14 protein-coding genes are annotated in these 17,146 nt (G+C 66.9%); 2 read left to right on the plus strand and 12 right to left on the minus strand.

The features are described 5' to 3' along the window. Positions 1–39 precede the first annotated feature (39 nt). The 10 genes from IE116_RS06975 to IE116_RS07020 all read right to left on the minus strand — a co-directional run bounded on the left by IE116_RS06975 (position 40) and on the right by IE116_RS07020 (position 11,951). Positions 40–906, minus strand: a complete 867-nt coding sequence (locus IE116_RS06975; RefSeq protein ID WP_189610986.1) for an SDR family oxidoreductase — start codon at positions 904–906, stop codon at positions 40–42. Positions 907–950: 44 nt separating this feature from the next. After that, positions 951–1,523 (minus strand): helix-turn-helix transcriptional regulator, encoded by a 573-nt coding sequence (locus IE116_RS06980; protein ID WP_189610988.1) that lies wholly within the window; start codon positions 1,521–1,523, stop codon positions 951–953. Positions 1,524–1,666: 143 nt separating this feature from the next. Continuing rightward, a complete protein-coding gene (locus tag IE116_RS06985) occupies positions 1,667–2,299 on the minus strand; it encodes a response regulator (protein WP_189610990.1) in 633 nt (210 codons plus the stop codon). After that, on the minus strand, positions 2,296–5,415 hold the full coding sequence (locus tag IE116_RS06990) for a sensor histidine kinase (RefSeq protein WP_189610992.1): 3,120 nt from the start codon (positions 5,413–5,415) through the stop codon (positions 2,296–2,298). Before IE116_RS06990 ends, IE116_RS06985 begins: the two co-directional genes overlap by 4 nt. 56 nt (positions 5,416–5,471) lie before the next feature. Continuing rightward, on the minus strand, positions 5,472–6,113 hold the full coding sequence (locus IE116_RS06995) for an alpha/beta hydrolase (RefSeq protein WP_189610994.1): 642 nt from the start codon (positions 6,111–6,113) through the stop codon (positions 5,472–5,474). A gap of 22 nt (positions 6,114–6,135) precedes the next feature. After that, positions 6,136–6,834, minus strand: coding sequence for a hydrolase (locus tag IE116_RS07000; protein WP_189610997.1), 699 nt, complete (start codon positions 6,832–6,834; stop codon positions 6,136–6,138). 106 nt (positions 6,835–6,940) lie between these two features. Further along, a complete protein-coding gene (locus IE116_RS07005; protein WP_189610998.1) occupies positions 6,941–8,602 on the minus strand; it encodes an MFS transporter in 1,662 nt (553 codons plus the stop codon). A 1-nt stretch (position 8,603) separates the two neighbouring features. Then, complete coding sequence (locus IE116_RS07010) at positions 8,604–10,454, minus strand: amidohydrolase (RefSeq protein ID WP_189611000.1); 1,851 nt, start codon at positions 10,452–10,454, stop codon at positions 8,604–8,606. Next, positions 10,451–10,741: a DUF1427 family protein gene (locus IE116_RS07015; protein ID WP_189611002.1), complete on the minus strand. Its 291-nt coding sequence runs from the start codon at positions 10,739–10,741 to the stop codon at positions 10,451–10,453. The genes IE116_RS07010 and IE116_RS07015 overlap by 4 nt, the downstream gene beginning before the upstream one ends. Positions 10,742–10,868: 127 nt before the next feature. Next, positions 10,869–11,951 (minus strand): chemotaxis protein CheB, encoded by a 1,083-nt coding sequence (locus tag IE116_RS07020; RefSeq protein WP_229828033.1) that lies wholly within the window; start codon positions 11,949–11,951, stop codon positions 10,869–10,871. 191 nt (positions 11,952–12,142) lie between these two features. On the opposite strand from IE116_RS07020, the gene IE116_RS07025 reads away from it, so the two are divergent. Together IE116_RS07025 and IE116_RS07030 are read left to right on the plus strand one after the other, a co-directional pair. After that, complete coding sequence (locus IE116_RS07025; RefSeq protein ID WP_189611004.1) at positions 12,143–13,471, plus strand: alkaline phosphatase PhoX; 1,329 nt, start codon at positions 12,143–12,145, stop codon at positions 13,469–13,471. Between the two features lie 134 nt (positions 13,472–13,605). Further along, positions 13,606–13,980, plus strand: a complete 375-nt coding sequence (locus tag IE116_RS07030; protein WP_189611006.1) for a sensory rhodopsin transducer — start codon at positions 13,606–13,608, stop codon at positions 13,978–13,980. Positions 13,981–14,021: 41 nt separating this feature from the next. Here IE116_RS07030 and IE116_RS07035 read toward each other — a convergent pair whose 3' ends face one another. Then, complete coding sequence (locus tag IE116_RS07035; RefSeq protein ID WP_229828034.1) at positions 14,022–15,701, minus strand: tannase/feruloyl esterase family alpha/beta hydrolase; 1,680 nt, start codon at positions 15,699–15,701, stop codon at positions 14,022–14,024. Positions 15,702–16,088: 387 nt separating this feature from the next. Beyond that, positions 16,089–17,087 (minus strand): Bug family tripartite tricarboxylate transporter substrate binding protein, encoded by a 999-nt coding sequence (locus tag IE116_RS07040; RefSeq protein ID WP_189611008.1) that lies wholly within the window; start codon positions 17,085–17,087, stop codon positions 16,089–16,091. Between the last annotated feature and the right edge of the window lie 59 nt (positions 17,088–17,146).

Raw genomic sequence — 17,146 nt, forward strand, 5'->3', positions numbered from 1 at the left:
GTAGCGCGCCCGGCCGGTGCGCCTGCCCTTCCACCCGGGTCAGTGTGCCGGGGACGCCGCCAGTTCCTCGAAGTACGCGCGCAAGGTGCGCGGCTCCCGGTCCAGGATGGTCCGCAGCGCCAGCCTATTTCCCATGAGCCCATGTTCGTCATACCAGGCAAACATCCTGACCATCGCAGCCTGCCGCGCCGGCGGGAAGGGCGCGATCGCCGTCTCGACGGGCAGCACGTCCGCGCGCACGTCGCGGCCCAGCACGTCGGCCATCAGGGCAGCTACATCGCTACGCGTCATCGGCGCAGTCGCAACCAGTTCGAACGTCCCGTTGACCAGCGCATCACCGGTGCAGGCGATCGCCGCCACTTCCGCCACGTCGCGGTAGTCCACGCGCGTGTGCCGGGTGCCCAGCGCCCAGGGCTCGGCCAGCACGCCAGTCTCCACGACCTTGTGCCACGCATGCGACAGGTTCTGGTAGAACACCGTCGGCTGCAGCAAAGTGAATTCCATGCCGGACGCAATGATGGCTTCTTCCACCGGAGGCTTGGCCGCGTGATTCACAAGGCGACTCAACATCGGGTGGATGACTCCCGAAAACACGAAACGCTGCACGCCGGCCTCGACGGCTGCGGCGACCACGCCCTTCCCCACCTCGGACTCATCGGGGAAGAAAGCAGGCGCCATGTAGTAGACGGCATCCATTCCGCGCATGGCAGCGACCAGGCTCGCGTGATCGCGCAAGTCGCCGACCACGACCTCGCCCGCTCCCTGCTCATGCACCCGCTGCGTCGTCGCCGCATCGCGCACCATGCCGCGCACCGCTACCCCGCGACGCGCCAATTCGGGAACCACGAAGCCCGCGTTCTTGCCGGACGCGCCGATCGCAAGGACGGAAGTCACTGTGCCTGCCATGCATTTCTCCCAAGGTATGTACGGACATGGCCTAAGGTTATACATCAAGCCTGCGATTGCCTTGCCCCCTTCAGCCGCCGCCAGGCCTGCGGCGCCATGCCAAGTTCACGACGGAAGGTCCGCGTAAAATGTGACTGGTCGCAGAAACCATGCAGATGCGCGATGCGCGTCAGGGGCTCGTCCGTTGCCTCGATCATCGCGCGGGCGGCCTCGATGCGGCGGCGGCCGACATAGGCGGCGGGCGGCACACCCACCGTCGACTTGAACGCGTGACAAAAATGACTGACGCTCAATCCTGCTACCGCGGCAAGATCGGCAGTGCGCAGGCGGGTGCCCAGGTGCAGGTCGATGTGGGCCGTCAACCGCTTCATTTGCCACGGCGCCAGCCCGCGGCTGCGGCACGGCGTGTCCGCGACGGGGTCGATGGTGGCAGCGTCGCGCAACAAGGCCACCGCGCGGACCAGGTACTCGCAGGCTGCGGCGGCATTGGTGCCCAGGACCGACTGTGCGTCGGACAGCAAGGCCGCGACGTCATCGATCGCAATACAGGCGATGGTGCGGTCGACGAAGGGTTCGTCGGCACCTCTTTCGAGGAGGCTGGCTTGCTCTCGGCTCATGCTGCGCGCTCCTTGCACGACGGCCGACGTGCTCGGCCCTACCACAGCGATGATGCCCGGCATTGGCCCGCGCGCCCACACCGCCATGAGGGGAAACCACCCCCCACGAATGAGGGGTGACGGCGCACGCGGAACGCGCTGCGTCAGACCGCAATAATGCCGCGCTCGATGCCAAGCGCCACGGCGTGCGTGCGATTCGCCGCGCCCAGTTTGTCCATGAGGCTGCTGACGTGGCCCTTGATGGTGTCCTCCGACACGCCCAGTTCGGCGGCGGCCTGCTTGTTCGCGTAGCCGCCGGCCAGCAGTTGGAGCACCTGTACTTCGCGCGGCGTCAGGGTGTCCTTGCCGATGTGGTTGGCCAGTTCGGCGGCGATCTCGGCGGGAAAGTAGCGGCGGCCCGCAGCCAGCGTGCGGATGGCTTCGATCAGTTCCTTGCGCAGCGCGCTTTTGAGCAAGTACCCCTGTGCCCCGGCCTCGATCGCGTGCAGCGCGCGCACGTCACCGCGATAGGTGGTCAGGATCGCGATACGGGCGTCGGGCGACATGGCGCGGATCGCGCGCACGGCGTGGATGCCGTCGGTGCCCGGCATCTGCAGGTCCATCAGGGTCACGTCGGGCTGCAGCTCGGCATGGCGGCGGACGGCCTCGTTCCCGTCGCAGGCTTCCCCCACGAGCGTCATGTCCGGCTGGCCTGCAAGTACGGCGGCAATGCCTTCGCGCAGCAAGGGGTGGTCATCGACAACCAGCACGCGGATGGGGGAAGCGGTCGTGGTCACGAGACGGACACTCCTGATGAAGGTAAGGGCGGGCGCGGGTGGATATCACGGCGATACGCCCGCGAGGCCGGCACGCAAAAGCGGATCTGGGTGCCCGATGCCGGAGCGCTGCGCAAGGTCAGGGTTGCGCCGATCCGTTCGGCACGTTCGTGCATGCCCCGCAGGCCCCAGTGCTCGGGACGGCCGCGCGGCGTGAGCCAGGCCGGGTCAATGCCCCGGCCATCATCGTCGATGCGCAGTTCAAAAACACGCGATGTGTAGATCATCACCACTTCGATCCGGGTGGCGTGCGCGTGGGTGCAGGCGTTGGCCACCGCTTCCCGCGCGACCCGTTCGGCTTCATCGCGCACCAGGGGATGCAGCGGCACCGGCAGGCCTTCGACGCCCACATGCAGCTTGGGCTGGCCGGGCTGCACGCGGTCATCGGCCAGGCGAGCAAGCACCGCGGCCAGGTCGTCCTGGTCATCGGCAGGCTGACGGCGCAGGTCGCGCACCCGGTCACGTCCTTCGATCAACACCTGGTCGGCACGGTCCAGCGCACGCTCCAGATCCACCCGCGCCGGCGCATCCGGCGGCAGCTTGTCGGCGGCGGCCTGAAAGCGCAGCATCAGGCCCTGCACCCCCTGCAACAGCGTGTCGTGCAGTTCGCGCGCGATGCGTTCGCGTTCGGCATACCGCTCTTCGATCCGCGCACGCAATTGATCGGCCGATCGCCGCAGGTTCATCCGGTACATCAGCCAGAGCACCGTGCCCAGCACCGCTCCCGCAAACAGCAGGAAAGCCCACTGCCGGTAGAAGACCGGCGCCACCGAGAACGGCAAGGTGGCCTCGGCCGCGCTGGGCAATCCATCCTTGTCAAAGGCCCGCACACGAAAGCGATAGTCGCCCGCACCCAGGCCCGTGTATATGGCGGACCGCTGCGGGCCGACATCCTGCCACTCGCGGTCGTAGCCATCGAGCCGATACTGAAACTGCAGGCTTTCGGGCGACGACAGGCTGAGCGCGGTGTAGTCGACGTTGATCCGGCGCGTGTCCGCGGGCAGCTTCAGAGCGTGCCGTGTCGACAGCGATATGCCATCGGCGCTCAGGGTTTCGATGACGGCGGTGGGTCCGGTGTCTGCCGGCCGGCGCAAGGCCGGGTCGATGCCGACGACACCGCTGCTGGTTGCGAACCACAGGCGCCCGTCGGCAGCGCGCACGCCGGTTGGCAGGGGCAGCACCTGATAGGGATCGTTCGCCAGGCCGCCGATCCGGTCTACCGACCGGTAGCGGATTGGGGTGCGCGTATCGGCCAGCGCGGCTTCCACGTCGGACGCGGGGACATGGAAAATGCCTGCCTTGGCCTGTATCCACAGATCGCCCACGCCAGGATCGCCGGGCTTGCCCGGTATCAGGATCAGCGCATACACGTTGTCGAAGGCGTCGTTGGCCGGACGCAGCACGTCAAGAAACCGCGTGCCGTCGAACAGGGCCACGCCGTACTGTCCGCCGATCCACGTCTTGCCGTCGCCATGGGCCATGGCTGTGACGTGGCCCACATTCAGCCCATCGGGCGCGCCCCAGGACCGGTCCCCCCGCGCGTCGCGCGTCACGATCAGATTGTCGCGATAGCCGAACCAGAGCGTGCCCTTCAGGTCCGTCGATGCCGTGACCGGCATGCGTTGACTGGGCCGGGTCGAGGGCGCTGGATGCGGCGTCCAGGCCCCCTTGTCCAGCACGAACAGCCCGGCGCGGTTGACCGAGACCCACAAGCGCCCGTCGGGATCGCGCGCCATCGCACGCACCGACGAATCGGGCGCGGCCTGCGATGGCAGTCCCGCCACCCGCTCAAGGCGCGAGCCGTGCGAACGCCAGATGCCTTGCGGGCCACCCATCCAGACGACGCCCGTGCTGTCTGTCATGGCGCTGGTCAGCGGGGCCGGCGTTGCCAGCGTCTCGATCCGGCCGTCGTGCAGGCGCATGGCCGCCCGGCTGCTGGCCCCCGCCCACAACGCGCCATCGCCGCCGGCCGCCAGCGCGACGTTCAGGGCGTCCGGGGGAAAGCCGGCCGGCGTCAGGGTACGGCGGCGGAAGCGATCCAGTCCGCGGCTCGTCCCGACCCAGACGTTGCCTTCCCGATCTTCAAGCAGAGGCCAGATGGAGTCCGCGCTGAGGCCGTCACGCGCGCCAAAGGTGGCGAGGAAGGTGGGGGCCCCCGAGAGGTTGGCGCCGGAGCCGTTTGCCTCCGGCAGCCCACTCCACTGGTGCGTGGCGTCACCGTCGACACGAATGAGGCCCTGGCCGGCGGTGCTGACCCACAAGGCGCCGTCCCGGTCGGTCAGCATGCCGTTGACGCCCTGCCCGACCGCGACCCCACGCACGGTGAACGTCGGCGCAAGCAGCGTCGGCGAGGCGGGCTGCGCTGCCGGCGCGGCCGGTACCCTTGCCGCCTGCACCCGCACTTCGTGCAGCACGCCGCCATACCTTTCCGCAATCCACACCGCCCCGTCACGCGTCTGCACGATCTGGCTCGCCCAACCGACGGCAATACCCGTCGGCACGAAGCGACGCGCACCGGGCGGCAAATAGAACAGCGCCGACTCGTCGGCTGCCCACACGGCGCCGTCACGATCCACGAACACCGCGCGGCTGTACCGTCCGGGCAGGTTCCACTCCTTGCCCGCCATTCGCCATTGCCCCTGGTCATGGCGCATCAGGCCGTCGTTGACGGCCGCCCAGATCGCACCGTCCTTGCCCTGCGCCATGCCGTACACGACGCCGTCCGTGACGCCTTCCCGCGCTCCGTATCGCCGCAAGATTCCCTCGGCCAGGAAGGCAATGCCGCCGGCACGCTCGCCGATCCACAAGCCCGCATCGGTCGCGAGCAAGGACGAGACGATGCCCAGTGGCGCGCCAGACACAGGCTGGCAGGGGGTGAAGCGGAAACCGTCGAACCGGTACAAAGATGCATTGGTGCCCAGCCACAGATAGCCGTCCGACGTCTGCGCAAGCGCGCCGACCTGGCTCGGGCCGCCATCCGCCGCGGCCCAGCGGCGATGCTCGAGGTCGTCAAAGCCCCGGGCAGACAGGTCGCAGGCGACAACCATCAGGCAGAGCGCGGTCAGCAAGGAGGACATGAATGAAATGGACGCGCGGGTGCGCCGCCGAAGGCGTCGCACGCCCGCGCCAGGGCTCAGGATCGACCGGATTGCTGCTGAAACCATTCCATTCCGTCATCGGCGACGGCTTCCCAGCCGGGCTCGGCGATCAGCCAGTGGCTGCGCCCGGGGAAGCGTCGAAAATCCGTGGCGGCGATCGACAGACGATGCTGCCGGTAGGTGGCCGCGACGGCGCCGGCTCCGATAGTACGGTCATTTGCGGCCGCGATGAGCAAGAGCGGCGCGCGATGATCGTTGTCGAATGCAATGAACGCGTCGCGGCTGAAGGCGGCCTGGCGGTACAGGCCGGCAAAGGCCCACCCGCCAAACACGACCGCACGCAGACAGGCCAGCGCAGCGCGCCATCCACCGCCCGACACCACAGGCACGACGGCAATCCCCGCGGCGCCCAGGCCGCGATCGAGCAGGATCTGCACAATGAGCCCACCGATCCCATGTCCGATCAGCAGCGGGGGGTCGGGCAACGCCCGCGCAAGTGCGGCATGCGCCGCGACGATGCGGGCAAGACTCGCCACGCGGCCGGTGTCGTGGGGGCCCGGCGCCGGCCAGGCCGGCGCATGGCAACGATATCCGCAGGCGGTATAGCGGCGAACGAACGGCGCCCAGACTGCGGGCGTCGCGCCCGCGTCATGAATGAACAGCACGGTCCGGCTCATGACGCGGACCGTGCCTGCGCCGTCAGCCTTGGCGCACGGGCGCGTGGACCGGAGCCAGCGTGGTGTGCGAGCCGGCCAAGCGCGCGGCCGCCTTGTGCACCATCGTGTAGGCATAGTCGACACCCATGCCATAGGCGCCGGAATGTTCCTTCACGATATCCATCACCGCGTCGTAGGTTTCGCGGTTGGCCCAGTCGCGCTGCCATTCCAGCATGACCTGTTGCCAGGTCACCGGCACCACGCCCGCCTGGATCATGCGCTGCATGGCGTAGTCGTGCGCTTCCTTGCTGGTGCCGCCCGACGCATCGGCCACCATGTAGATTTCGTAGTCGCCTTCCAGCATGGCGCACAAGGCAAAGCTGTTGTTGCAGACTTCCGTCCACAGACCGGCCACCACCACTTTCTTGCGGCCGTTCTTTGCCAGTGCATCGCGCACTTTCTGGTCGTCCCACGAGTTCATCGAGGTGCGTTCAAGGATGTCCTGGGTCGGGAAGACGTCGAGCAGTTCGGGATAGGTATGGCCCGAAAAACTTTCCGTTTCGACCGTCGTGATGATGGTCGGGATCTGGAAGACCTTGGCGGCCTTGGCCAGCGCGACGGTATTGTTTTTCAATACCTGCCGGTCGATCGACTGCACGCCGAATGCCATTTGCGGCTGATGGTCGATGAAGATCATCTGCGAGTTGTGCGGGCTCAGGACGTCGAGTTTGGGATTGCTCATGGTGGCTCCAGGGTAAAAGCCGGCCGCGCGACATCGGCGGCCGGACGGGAAATCAGCGGTTGAGGAAAGCAAGCAGGTCGGCGTTGACCTGGTCTTTGATCCTTGGTCAGTGCGCCGCCGGGACGGGGCCCGGCGGGTCGGTCGGGTGGACGGCGCCGCGTTCGGAAGGCTTGCCGGAAGGTGCGACGTAGTGCGCCACGCGCGGGCGCGCCGGGCCGACATGCAACGCATCGACCTGTTGCTTGATGCGTTGATCGTTGCGGGTGAAGCGGTCGTGCTGGCGGCGATGCTCCAGCCAGGATTCGACGACGAAGGTCTCGATGAAGCGGCCCTGCACGGCACTGTCTTCGTAGATGCCCCAGCTCAGCGCCCCGCCGCGCCGGCGCACCTTGCGCAGTCCGTGCACTTCGCGGATGAAGGCCGGCACATCGGCGGGCTGCACCTGGTATTCGACGGTGACAAGCACGGGGCCCGCGTCGTCGGCGGGTTCGTCAGCCAGCAAGGGCTCGCCCAGGTGCGGCGACGGGCTCAGGTCCAGGTCGGGCGTCATGTCGAGCCGCCACCGCAGCACGGTGGCCGATGCGAGCGCCATGCCGATGCTTGCAATGATCAACGACGTGGGGGTGCCCAGCATGGCGGCCAGCTTGCCCCACAGCGCGCTGCCGGCCGTCATGGCCCCGTAGAAGACCGTCAGGTAGGTGGCGAGCGCGCGGGCCTTGACCCAGCCGGCCGAACTGCGCTGCGCGCCCACATTCAGGGTCGACAGGACTGCGATCCAGGCAAAGCCCGAGAACAGCAGCACCCCGGCAATGACCAGCGGGTTGCGAACCAGGCCCAGCGCAAGGGTGGACGCCGCGAAGACCAGGCTGGCCGCGACCGTCAGCGCATCGGCCGACAGTCGGGTGCGCAGCCTTGGCAGGAGCAGCGCGCCAGCAATGGCGCCCACGCCGATGGCAGCCAGCAGCCCTCCGTATCCGCCCGGGCCCAGCCCCAGTTCGCGCCGCGCAATGATAGGAAGCAAGGCCCACGCCGCGCTGCCGAACAGGAAGAAAGCAATGGCTCGCGCCATGACCGCCCGCAGCAGCGGCGCGGCATGCACGTACCGCATGCCGGCGCGCACGGCGGGCAGGAAGTGTTCGGGCGGCAGCCGCTTGACCACGGGTTCCGACTTCCAGCGCCACAGCACCGCCAGGATGCCAAGCACCGACACGGCGTTGAGCAGGAACACGGCCGGGGGCCCGAACAGGCTCAGGATCACGCCGCCCAGGGCCGGACCGATCGCCCGGCTGATGTTGATGCCGAGCGAGTTCAGCGCAATGGCCCCGGGCAGTTCCGCCTTGGGCACCAGGTCGGGGACGATGGCCTGGAACGGCGGCGCGCTCATGGCCGCGCCGATGCTGAGCGCGAAGGTTGCCGCCAGCAGCACGCCCGGCGTGACGAGCCCGGCAATCGCCAGCACGCCCAGGACCGCGGCCGCCACCAGCATCCACAACTGCGCAAACAGCAGATACTTGCGGCGATCAACGATATCGGCCATGACGCCGGACGGCAGCGCGAACAGGAACATCGGCAAGCTGCCGGCGGCCTGGACCAGCGCGACCATCAGCGGATCGGGGCTGAGCGACGTCATCATCCAGCTGGCGCCGACATCGTGCATCCACGACCCGACGTTGGACGCGACGGTCGCGATCCACAGCGCGCGAAAGACGCCGACGCGCAGCGGCGACCAGGGGGTGGGTGCGGGGGTGGATGCGGGGGTGGGTTGCATGTCAGAAGGCAAAGCAGCTGCACCCGAGGGCGCCCCAGAAACCCGTCACATCGGCCACCGGCACATCCGAAGCGCGCGCCGCGGCATGCCCGTGTCCATGCACGCCGCACGCACCGGCGCACAGGTGCGGCAAGGCGCGCATCCGCGAGATGGCCAGCGCGCGATGGTGCCCCGGCACGGTCTTGACCGGCGACCAGTCCGGGAGCACGGGCAAGGGCGGCGGCGCCAAGGGCGCGAAGTCATCGGCGCCATACACCACCTTGCCAGCGACCACCGTCAATACCGACTCCAGCGATTTGATGTCTTCTTCGCTGACCGAAAAATAATCGCCCGACAGGACCACCAGATCCGCCAGCTGCCCGGCCTGGATGCGTCCCTTTTTGGCCTGTTCGTTCGAGAACCACGCGCTGCCTGCGGTCCATAGTTCAAGCGCGACGTCACGCGGCAGTTGCCCTTCCGGACCCGTCAGCCGCAAGCCGCCCACCGTGCATCCAGACACCAGCCAGTACAGCGCGGTCCAGGGGTTGTAGCTGGCGACGCGCGTGGCGTCGGTGCCCGCGCCCACCGGCACGCCCATTTCCAGCATGCGGGCCACGGGCGGCGTATGCCGCGCCGCGTCGGCGCCGTAGCGGTCGACGAAGTATTCGCCCTGGAAGGCCATGCGGTGCTGGATCGCGATGCCGCCACCCAGCGCCTTGACCCGCTCGATGTTGCGCGGCGTGATCGTCTCGGCGTGATCGAACATCCAGTGCAGGCCATCGAAGGGGATCTCGCGATTCACCTTTTCGAACACATCGAGCATGCGGCTGATCGACTCGTCGTAGGTCGCATGCAGGCGGAAGGGCCAACGCTGGCCCACCAGATGCCGCACCACTTTTTCCAGCTCGTCTTCCATGCCCGCGGCAAGCTCGGGGCGCGGCTCCAGAAAGTCTTCGAAGTCGGCCGCCGAAAAGACCAGCATCTCCCCTGCCCCGTTATGGCGGTAGAAATCATCGCCGTCGCCCGGGGCGATCTGCTTGGTCCAGGACTGGAAGTCTTCCAGTTCGGCGCCCTTGTTCTGCGTGAACAGGTTGTAGGCAATGCGCACCGTCAACTGCCCTTCACGGGCCAGCTGATCGACGATGGCATAGTCTTCAGGAAAGTTCTGAAAGCCGCCTCCGGCGTCGATCACGCTTGTCACGCCCAGCCGGTTCAACTCGCGCATGAACTGGCGGGTCGAGTTCACCTGATGATCGCGCGGCAGGGTCGGACCTTTGGCCAGCGTGGCGTACAGGATCATGGCGTTCGGACGCGCGATCAGCATGCCGGTCGGATTGCCCGACGCGTCGCGCCGGATCTCGCCACCCGGCGGGTTGGGCGTGTCGCGGGTGTAACCGACGGCCTGCAGCGCCGCGCGGTTCAAGAGCGCGCGGTCATACAGATGCAGCACGAACACGGGGGTCTCGGGCGCCGCGGCATTGAGCTCATCCAGCGTCGGCAGGCGGCGCTCGGCAAACTGGAATTCGGTCCAGCCACCCACCACCCGCACCCACTGCGGATGCGGCGTGCGCTGCGCCTGATCCTTCAGCATACGGAGGGCATCGGCCAGCGACGGCACGCCTTCCCACCGCAGTTCAAGGTTGTAGTTCAGGCCACCGCGTATCAGGTGCAGGTGGGAGTCGTTCAAGCCCGGGATGACGGTGCGCCCGCCCAGGTCGACGACCTGCGTGTCGTCGCCGCGATGGCGCATGACGGCCTGCGCATCACCGACTTCAAGAAACTTTCCATCGGCCATGGCGACGGCATCGGCGCGCGGTTGCGCGCGGTCGACCGTATGAAAACGGCCGTTGATCAGGATCAGGGATGCGCTCATGATGTCCGGTCCGTGGGAGGGGTGGATGCCGTGGCGGCAGGCGTCGCCGCGGCCACTGGTGGCTTGGGCGTCACGCCCGTGATGTGCGGCGCGCACTCCGACACGAACCAGGCCTGCGACAAGGGCTGGCCGTCGATCAGGCGTTTCGCGATGGGAACGATCTGCTCGCCCACCAGCATGCCAAGCAGACCCAGCAAGGCGATGGCAGGGGGAGCGGGCGAACGGACGTGCAGCAAGGCATAGAGGATGCCGACCAGCACGCCGACTGCGATCGATACGAGGTACATGAGTGCGCTCCGTGGGCGCGCCGACTACCGGCGCGGCTGGTGCGAACTATGAACGGATCGATGCCCGGTCGATAGAACGAAACGCCGGCTTTGGTACGGATGTGCTGCGGCGATACCGACCGGCGAATCAGGAACGGCGTCGCGCCGCGTCCTCCAGCAGCGTGTCGCCGCCCAGCGCGTCATCGCCCAGGACAAGGTCGCGTACCTGCCGGCTCTCGCGGGCTGCCTTTTTGGCGTTTTCCCGAAAGCGAGACGCCGCGCGGCTCTCTCCGTTGGTATCGAGCGTATGCCCCATCTCTTCGAGCAGCATGGCCGCCTCCTCCAGGCTGCGCATCACGTCCCAGTACCGCATCTCGACTTTCTCGACTACGCCGTATAGCAGCGCCTCTCTGGACAATCCGTGCCCAGTGTGACACCGGAACCGCACGTTCCGGCCTTCCTTCACACGGATCAGTACCCCTTCGCATTCGGGGCAGGTGAACGGTGTGTAGTCGCCAAGATCGGTGACGCCTTTCGCGAACGCGTCACCATTGGACGAGATGGATGTCTCAAGAGCGAGCCGTTTGCGGACATCGTCGTCGCTCTTGTCCGACGCCTGCGCGGCGGGGGCCGCGATCAACGCTGAAATCAATTTGCCCATGGCGCCGGCGGCAACGATGTGATCGATCTCGACTTGCTCGAGCGCACTGACCGGCATGGAATCGAACTGCGCGTCTGCCGGGTCCTGTACGATCGTGACGCCGCCAAGGCGCTTGATGCTCCAAAGGCCCGACGTGCCATCATCGAGCGCACCCGACAGCACCACGCCGATCGCGCGTTCCCCGAAGGTGTAGGCAGCGGAGCGGAACAGGGCGTCGACCGACGGACGAAAGCGGTTCTCTTTGGGACCCCGCTTGACGGCGATGTGGTGGTCTTCGATCAGCAAATGGCGATCCGGAGGGGCCACGTAGATGCGCCCGTCCCGCAGCGTCTCGCCGTCCACCGGATGCACCGCTTCGAGCGCGCCGGCGCGGCTGAGGATGGACGGGAGGTCGCTTGGGTGGTGCGGCGCCAGATGCTGCACCACAAGCACGGCGGCGGGCAGGTCCGCAGGCAACTGCCTGACCAGTTCGATCAGGCTGGCAATGCCTCCGGCGGACGCACCGACGACCACTACGCGACTGGAAAACATAGCTACCTCAGCAAAACCAACAGCATTACGCGCAGACACGCCATCCGGCTCGGCGCCTGCGGTTGAGTTCAGTCTACTTCACACAAACTCACGGACGAGTCCACTCCCTTCACAGGGTTTACGCCCAACATGTCGCATGGCGTATGGCCGAGCAGGTAAGGGACTGCTACCGTGGTGCCATGTCCAAGCCTCCGTGCCTATCCTCCTCCCCTTCTCTTCCGCGCCGCGCCATGCTGGCAGCGGGCGCCGCATCCCTGACGGCGTCGATGTCCCCCTGGGGCACATCGGCAGCCTGGGCCGCCGCCGCTGCATCTGACGGTGTTGGCCTGCCGCTTGCGCATCGGCGCGGCGCGGCCTTCAATCCGCTGGCGCGGCTGTCGGACCTGCGTCCGCCGGACCGCAACGGCGCAATGCTGCCCGACGGCTTTCAGTTGCGCCTGGTGGCGCGCAGCGGCGCCGCACCGGTTGCGGCTCGCAACTTCCTGTGGCACGGGGCCCCGGACGGCGGCGCATGTTTCGCCAGCGAGAACGGCGGCTGGGTATATGCGAGCAATGCCGAGCTTCCCGACGGGCAAGGCGGCGCCAGCGCGCTCGCCTTCGATGCGGCGGGTCAACTGGTGGATGCCTATCCGATCCTGCGCGGCACCAGCCTGAACTGCGCAGGCGGCCCGACGCCCTGGCAGACGTGGCTGTCGTGCGAAGAATTCGAGACCTCGGTCGACGTGGCCGGACAGGTCTGGGAATGTGATCCCCATCGAGCGGCAGACGCGGGGACGTCAGGAGCCAAGGTCCATCCGGGCCTGGGCCGGTTCGCGCACGAAGCGGTCTGCATCGACGCGGTCCAGCGCGTCGTGTACATGACCGAAGACGCACCCGATGGACGCGTCTATCGCTACGTGTGCGGCAATGCGGACTGGCCCGCCGGCGCGTCGAGCCCCGTCGGGTATCAGCACGGACGATTGCAGGTTATGCGGATCGCCGGGCTGCACCGGGACACCAACGCGACCGGGATGACGCACCGGCTGGGCGTCGGCGCCCTGCCGATGGCCGTGACCTGGGAGACCGTTCGCCAGCCGGGCCAAGGGCAGCAGCACGTGCGCGCGCAACTGCGCGCGGCGGGCGAACCCGTGCCCGGCACCGCATTCGAGAAAGCCGAAGGCATGTGGATCGACGGGCACACGGTCTATTTCGTGACGTCGTACGACAGCCGCATCTGGGCCTTCGACATCGACCGGCAGGCGCTGTCGGTGCGCCACCATGGCAAGCCTGATGGTTCCTTCCTGCCCACCTTCTCCCAGCCCGACAACATCACCGCCACGCCTTTTGGCGACATCGTGATCGCCGAAGACGGCGGCAACATGCAACTGGCCGTATTGCGGCGGGATGGCAGCAGCCAGCCCGTGCTGCGACTGATGGGCCATGACCGCAGCGAAGTGACCGGACCGGCGTTTTCCCCCGACGGCCGGCGGCTGTACTTCAGTTCGCAACGCGGCACGGCGGGCACGGCCCAGGACGGCATGACCTTTGAACTGCTGCTGCCCGACGCGCCCGGCGCGTGATGGGTGGATGAACAGGCCTGCAAAGGACGCTACCCGGATCGCTCGTTACCGTGGCTTGCGCCTTGTTGCTGGCTTCATGCCCGCGCGGCCACCTATTCTTGAAGGCCGACGTTCGTCAGCCACAAGGAGCGCGCATGGAACATCTTGGAAAAACCACCTGGGTCATTGCTGAAGGGTATATCCCGCCGGGCAGCACCGGCAGTGACGAGGCTTTCATCAGCCATGAAACGGCCTGCATGCTGAACACCGGGGATGCACCCGCCAATGTCGAGGTCACGCTCTTCTTTTCGGATCGCGATCCGGTCGGGCCTTACCGGATGACCATCGCGCCGCGGCGCACCCTGCACATGCGGTTCAACGACCTGACGACACCAGAGACCGTGCCGCTGGGCACCGACTACGCCAGCGTGATCCGGTCCGACGTGCCCATCGTTGTGCAACATACCCGGCTGGACTCCCGCCAGGCCGAGCTGGCCATCATGACGACGATGGCCTGGCCGGCCGCGTAAACGGTCGGACAGGCCATGGAAGGGTCAATGCCGCCCGGCGATCAGGAACGGGCGCAGGTGTAGCTGGCCGCTGCGTTCACATCGCCCGCACCGTTGTACTTGGGCCAGGTCGGATACACGCACACCGGACGCGACCGGCCTTTGGTGGCGGTGTTGCTGTCGAAGCCGACGGGCGTCGCGGGCGGCGATTGCCTGCCTTCGACCCAGTCATCAAGAATCGCCAGGTTGTCCCACGCCAGCAGGAACTTGCCGTTGCCGTGCGCCAGGCCTGGGATCAGGTAGAAACGCATGAAGGCATCCGCTGCCGCCTGGCCGTAACGCGTGACGACCGCGCTGTACAGTTCGGCGTTCGCATAGGGGCTGACGCTGGGGTCATCCTGGCCCTGCACCCACAGCACCTTGCCGCCTCGATCCTTGAACTTCGTGTAGTCCGAGCTGGTGGCGCCAATGGTGTCCGACAGCTCGACGATGCGGTTCTGGTAGATGCCCGGGTTCTGAATATCCAGCGACAGCAGGTTGAAGGTCGGATTGCGGGCCACGAAATACTTCACGAACTGGTCGGCACGGCTGACATGGTGGGCGTTGGGTCCGCTGACCGGCGGCTCGATGTAGGCGGCCTGCGATCCCAACTGCATCGTGATGCCTTCCAGACTGTTATAGCCAAGGTAGCGCGTGATGTTGTTGGCGAACGCATACGGCAAGGTGTAGCCGTCGTGATAGACCGACAGCGTCTTTGAAATCTGGACCGGCGTCAGGCAGGTGGCCGGATTGCCCGTCTCGCCCGCCTTGCAGCTCAGATCGGTGACCAGTTGCGCCGAGATCGCCCGGCAGCCCGGCATGTTGCTGACCAGGCCATCGGCCACGCCGTCCAGCGCATCGCACCGCTGCAGCGCGCGGTTCGCGATCTCGGTCACCATGGCGGGCGGGATCCACCCGGCCGAATTGTTGTCGTACACCGCGCGGGCAAGCGCCGCGCCCCACAGACGCAGACCCAGGAAGTTCGCCGTCGGATAGTTGCTGATGACACCGTCATACGCTTCAGGAAAACGCAGCGCAGCGGTCAGTGCTTCGCGCCCGCCGGTCGATCCGCCCGCGTAGTACATGCGTTTGGGCACACTGCCGTAACGCGTCCGGGCCAGCGCCACGGCCACGTCGCGCGTCTTCTTGATGTGCATGTAGCCGTAGTTCAGCAAGGCCTCGTCATTCAGCGCGAACGATGCGTCGTCGGAATCGGCGGCCTGGTGCCCCGAATCGCTGGCCAAGGTCATGTAGCCCTGGGCCAGCGGCACGGGCGCCGTGTCCGAACCCAGTGGCGCCTTGGTCAGGGTATTGGGAATGCTGCCGTTGTAGCCGCCCCCGCCAAACTGCAGGGCCTTGCCGTTCCAGGTGCTGGGCAGGTTGACCTGGAAGCGGATATCGGGCGCCGTGGCGTCCATGGGCTTGATCGCACCCAGCACCTTGCAGTATTCACCGTTGGTGTTGCCCGTGTCAGTTGCCAGCACCAGCGCCGCCGAGGTGATCAACGCGCCGCGTGTCGGCAGCGACAGGTCGGCCGCCGCAACCGACGTTCCGTTCAAGGCCATGCAGGCCGCCAGCGGCGTGGCGGTGGGCCCAGGCGTGGCGGGCGCGTCATCGCCGTCTCCCCCACAGGCGGCCAGGGCGGTCGTCAACGCGCCCACGCCCAGCGCCAGCAGGACGCGGGAAGGATGTCGTACGGTCATAGCAGTCTCCATGCGGCGCGCGCGGCATGCGGCGCCGTCGTTGTCATGACTGCGCGCAATCCGGTCCGGCGCGCAGCGAGACCGATCATAGGCTCAGGCGCTGTTTTTCCTCCATTGCATCTTTGACATGCATTGATGCGCCGCGTGCATGTATCAAAATTCGTTGTGCTCATCAATTAACCAGTTGACGGCATCAACTACGTGCCCTGCTGGCGGTCGGCCGAAGTTTGCGGTCGTCAACAGGATTCGATCAGGTAGCCCATGCCGCGTCGTGTCCATGGGGATGACTGCAGGGAACCGCGCCTTTCGGATTCCTTTCAAACGACGCGTGAGGGTGCTAGGGGTATTCACCGAGCGACCTGGCGGCCACCCGGGTGTGCGCTTGCATCAGGTTCCGCTCAGATCCACTTTTTTCGAGAGCGTTTCGAACGCGCTCAATTCCTTGGCCAGCTTGGCGCCGAACGCAGAAGGGCTGAGGGGCGGCGCGGGAATGCTGCCCTGCGCCTGCAGCGCGCTGGCAAATTCCGGCGACTGCACGATCTCGGTCACGTCCTTGTTGATTCTTGCAACGATCTCGGGCGGGGTCCCGGCGGGCGCAAGAATGCCGTGCCAGGTGCTGATCGCGTAGTCCGCGACGCCCGCCTCGGCGAATGTCGGCACGTCGGGCAATTGCGCGATGCGCTGATTCGACGCGACCGCCAGCGCTCGCAGCTTGCCTTGCGTGATGAAGGCCGTGGCGGATGCGGGAGACGGGAACGACATGTCCACGACACCGCCCACCAGATCCGTCATCCCCTGCGCCGCGCCTTTGTACGGAACGTGCAGGATGTCGGTGTTGGTGCGCAGCTTGAACAGTTCGCCGGCCAGGTGCGGCACGCCGCCAATGCCTTGCGAGGCGTAGCTGAAGGGCTTCTTGCCCGCGCGGATATCCGTCAGCAACTGGCCGACATTGCGATAGGGCGAGGCCGCGCTGACCACCAGGATGTTGGGCACTTCCACTGTCAGGGCCACGGGGGTGAATGAGGTCGTCACGTCATACCGCAGATTCTTGTTCACGAACTTGTTCAGGTTGTGGCTCGTCGCGGTCACGAGCAGCGTGTAGCCGTCGGGCTTGGCCGTCGCCACCATCCCGGCCGCAATGGTGCCGTTGGCGCCCGGTTTGTTGTCGATGACAACCGGTTGGCCCCACCGCTTGGCCAGTTCGCTGCCGACCAGGCGGGCTGACTGATCGATAGCGCCGCCGGGGGTGTAGCCGACGACCAGCGTAACGGCACGCGTCGGAAAGTCGGCGGCAACCGCGACCGTGGTGAAGCAAACCGGAATCGCGGTGGCGGCAAGCGCCAGCGCGGCGCTCGCAAAGCGGTAAGGGACAAACAGGTGGGGCACGGTGGTCTCCGTCTATCGTTATTGTTCGGTCGTCGTGGGGAATGAATGGAATGGCCCTG

The organism is Pigmentiphaga litoralis (genome assembly GCF_014651835.1).
Lineage (GTDB): Bacteria > Pseudomonadota > Gammaproteobacteria > Burkholderiales > Burkholderiaceae_B > Pigmentiphaga > Pigmentiphaga litoralis.

What these genes read in the sequence shown, in the direction of transcription:
- IE116_RS06995 (WP_189610994.1), bottom strand. Translation starts at nt 6,113, where the DNA reads ATGAGCCGGACCGTGCTGTTCATTCATGACGCGGGCGCGACGCCCGCA.
- IE116_RS06980 (WP_189610988.1), bottom strand. Translation starts at nt 1,523, where the DNA reads ATGAGCCGAGAGCAAGCCAGCCTCCTCGAAAGAGGTGCCGACGAACCC.
- IE116_RS07025 (WP_189611004.1), top strand. Translation starts at nt 12,143, where the DNA reads ATGCTGGCAGCGGGCGCCGCATCCCTGACGGCGTCGATGTCCCCCTGG.
- IE116_RS06990 (WP_189610992.1), bottom strand. Translation starts at nt 5,415, where the DNA reads ATGTCCTCCTTGCTGACCGCGCTCTGCCTGATGGTTGTCGCCTGCGAC.
- IE116_RS06975 (WP_189610986.1), bottom strand. Translation starts at nt 906, where the DNA reads ATGGCAGGCACAGTGACTTCCGTCCTTGCGATCGGCGCGTCCGGCAAG.
- IE116_RS07035 (WP_229828034.1), bottom strand. Translation starts at nt 15,701, where the DNA reads ATGACCGTACGACATCCTTCCCGCGTCCTGCTGGCGCTGGGCGTGGGC.
- IE116_RS07030 (WP_189611006.1), top strand. Translation starts at nt 13,606, where the DNA reads ATGGAACATCTTGGAAAAACCACCTGGGTCATTGCTGAAGGGTATATC.
- IE116_RS07010 (WP_189611000.1), bottom strand. Translation starts at nt 10,454, where the DNA reads ATGAGCGCATCCCTGATCCTGATCAACGGCCGTTTTCATACGGTCGAC.
- IE116_RS07005 (WP_189610998.1), bottom strand. Translation starts at nt 8,602, where the DNA reads ATGCAACCCACCCCCGCATCCACCCCCGCACCCACCCCCTGGTCGCCG.
- IE116_RS07015 (WP_189611002.1), bottom strand. Translation starts at nt 10,741, where the DNA reads ATGTACCTCGTATCGATCGCAGTCGGCGTGCTGGTCGGCATCCTCTAT.
- IE116_RS07000 (WP_189610997.1), bottom strand. Translation starts at nt 6,834, where the DNA reads ATGAGCAATCCCAAACTCGACGTCCTGAGCCCGCACAACTCGCAGATG.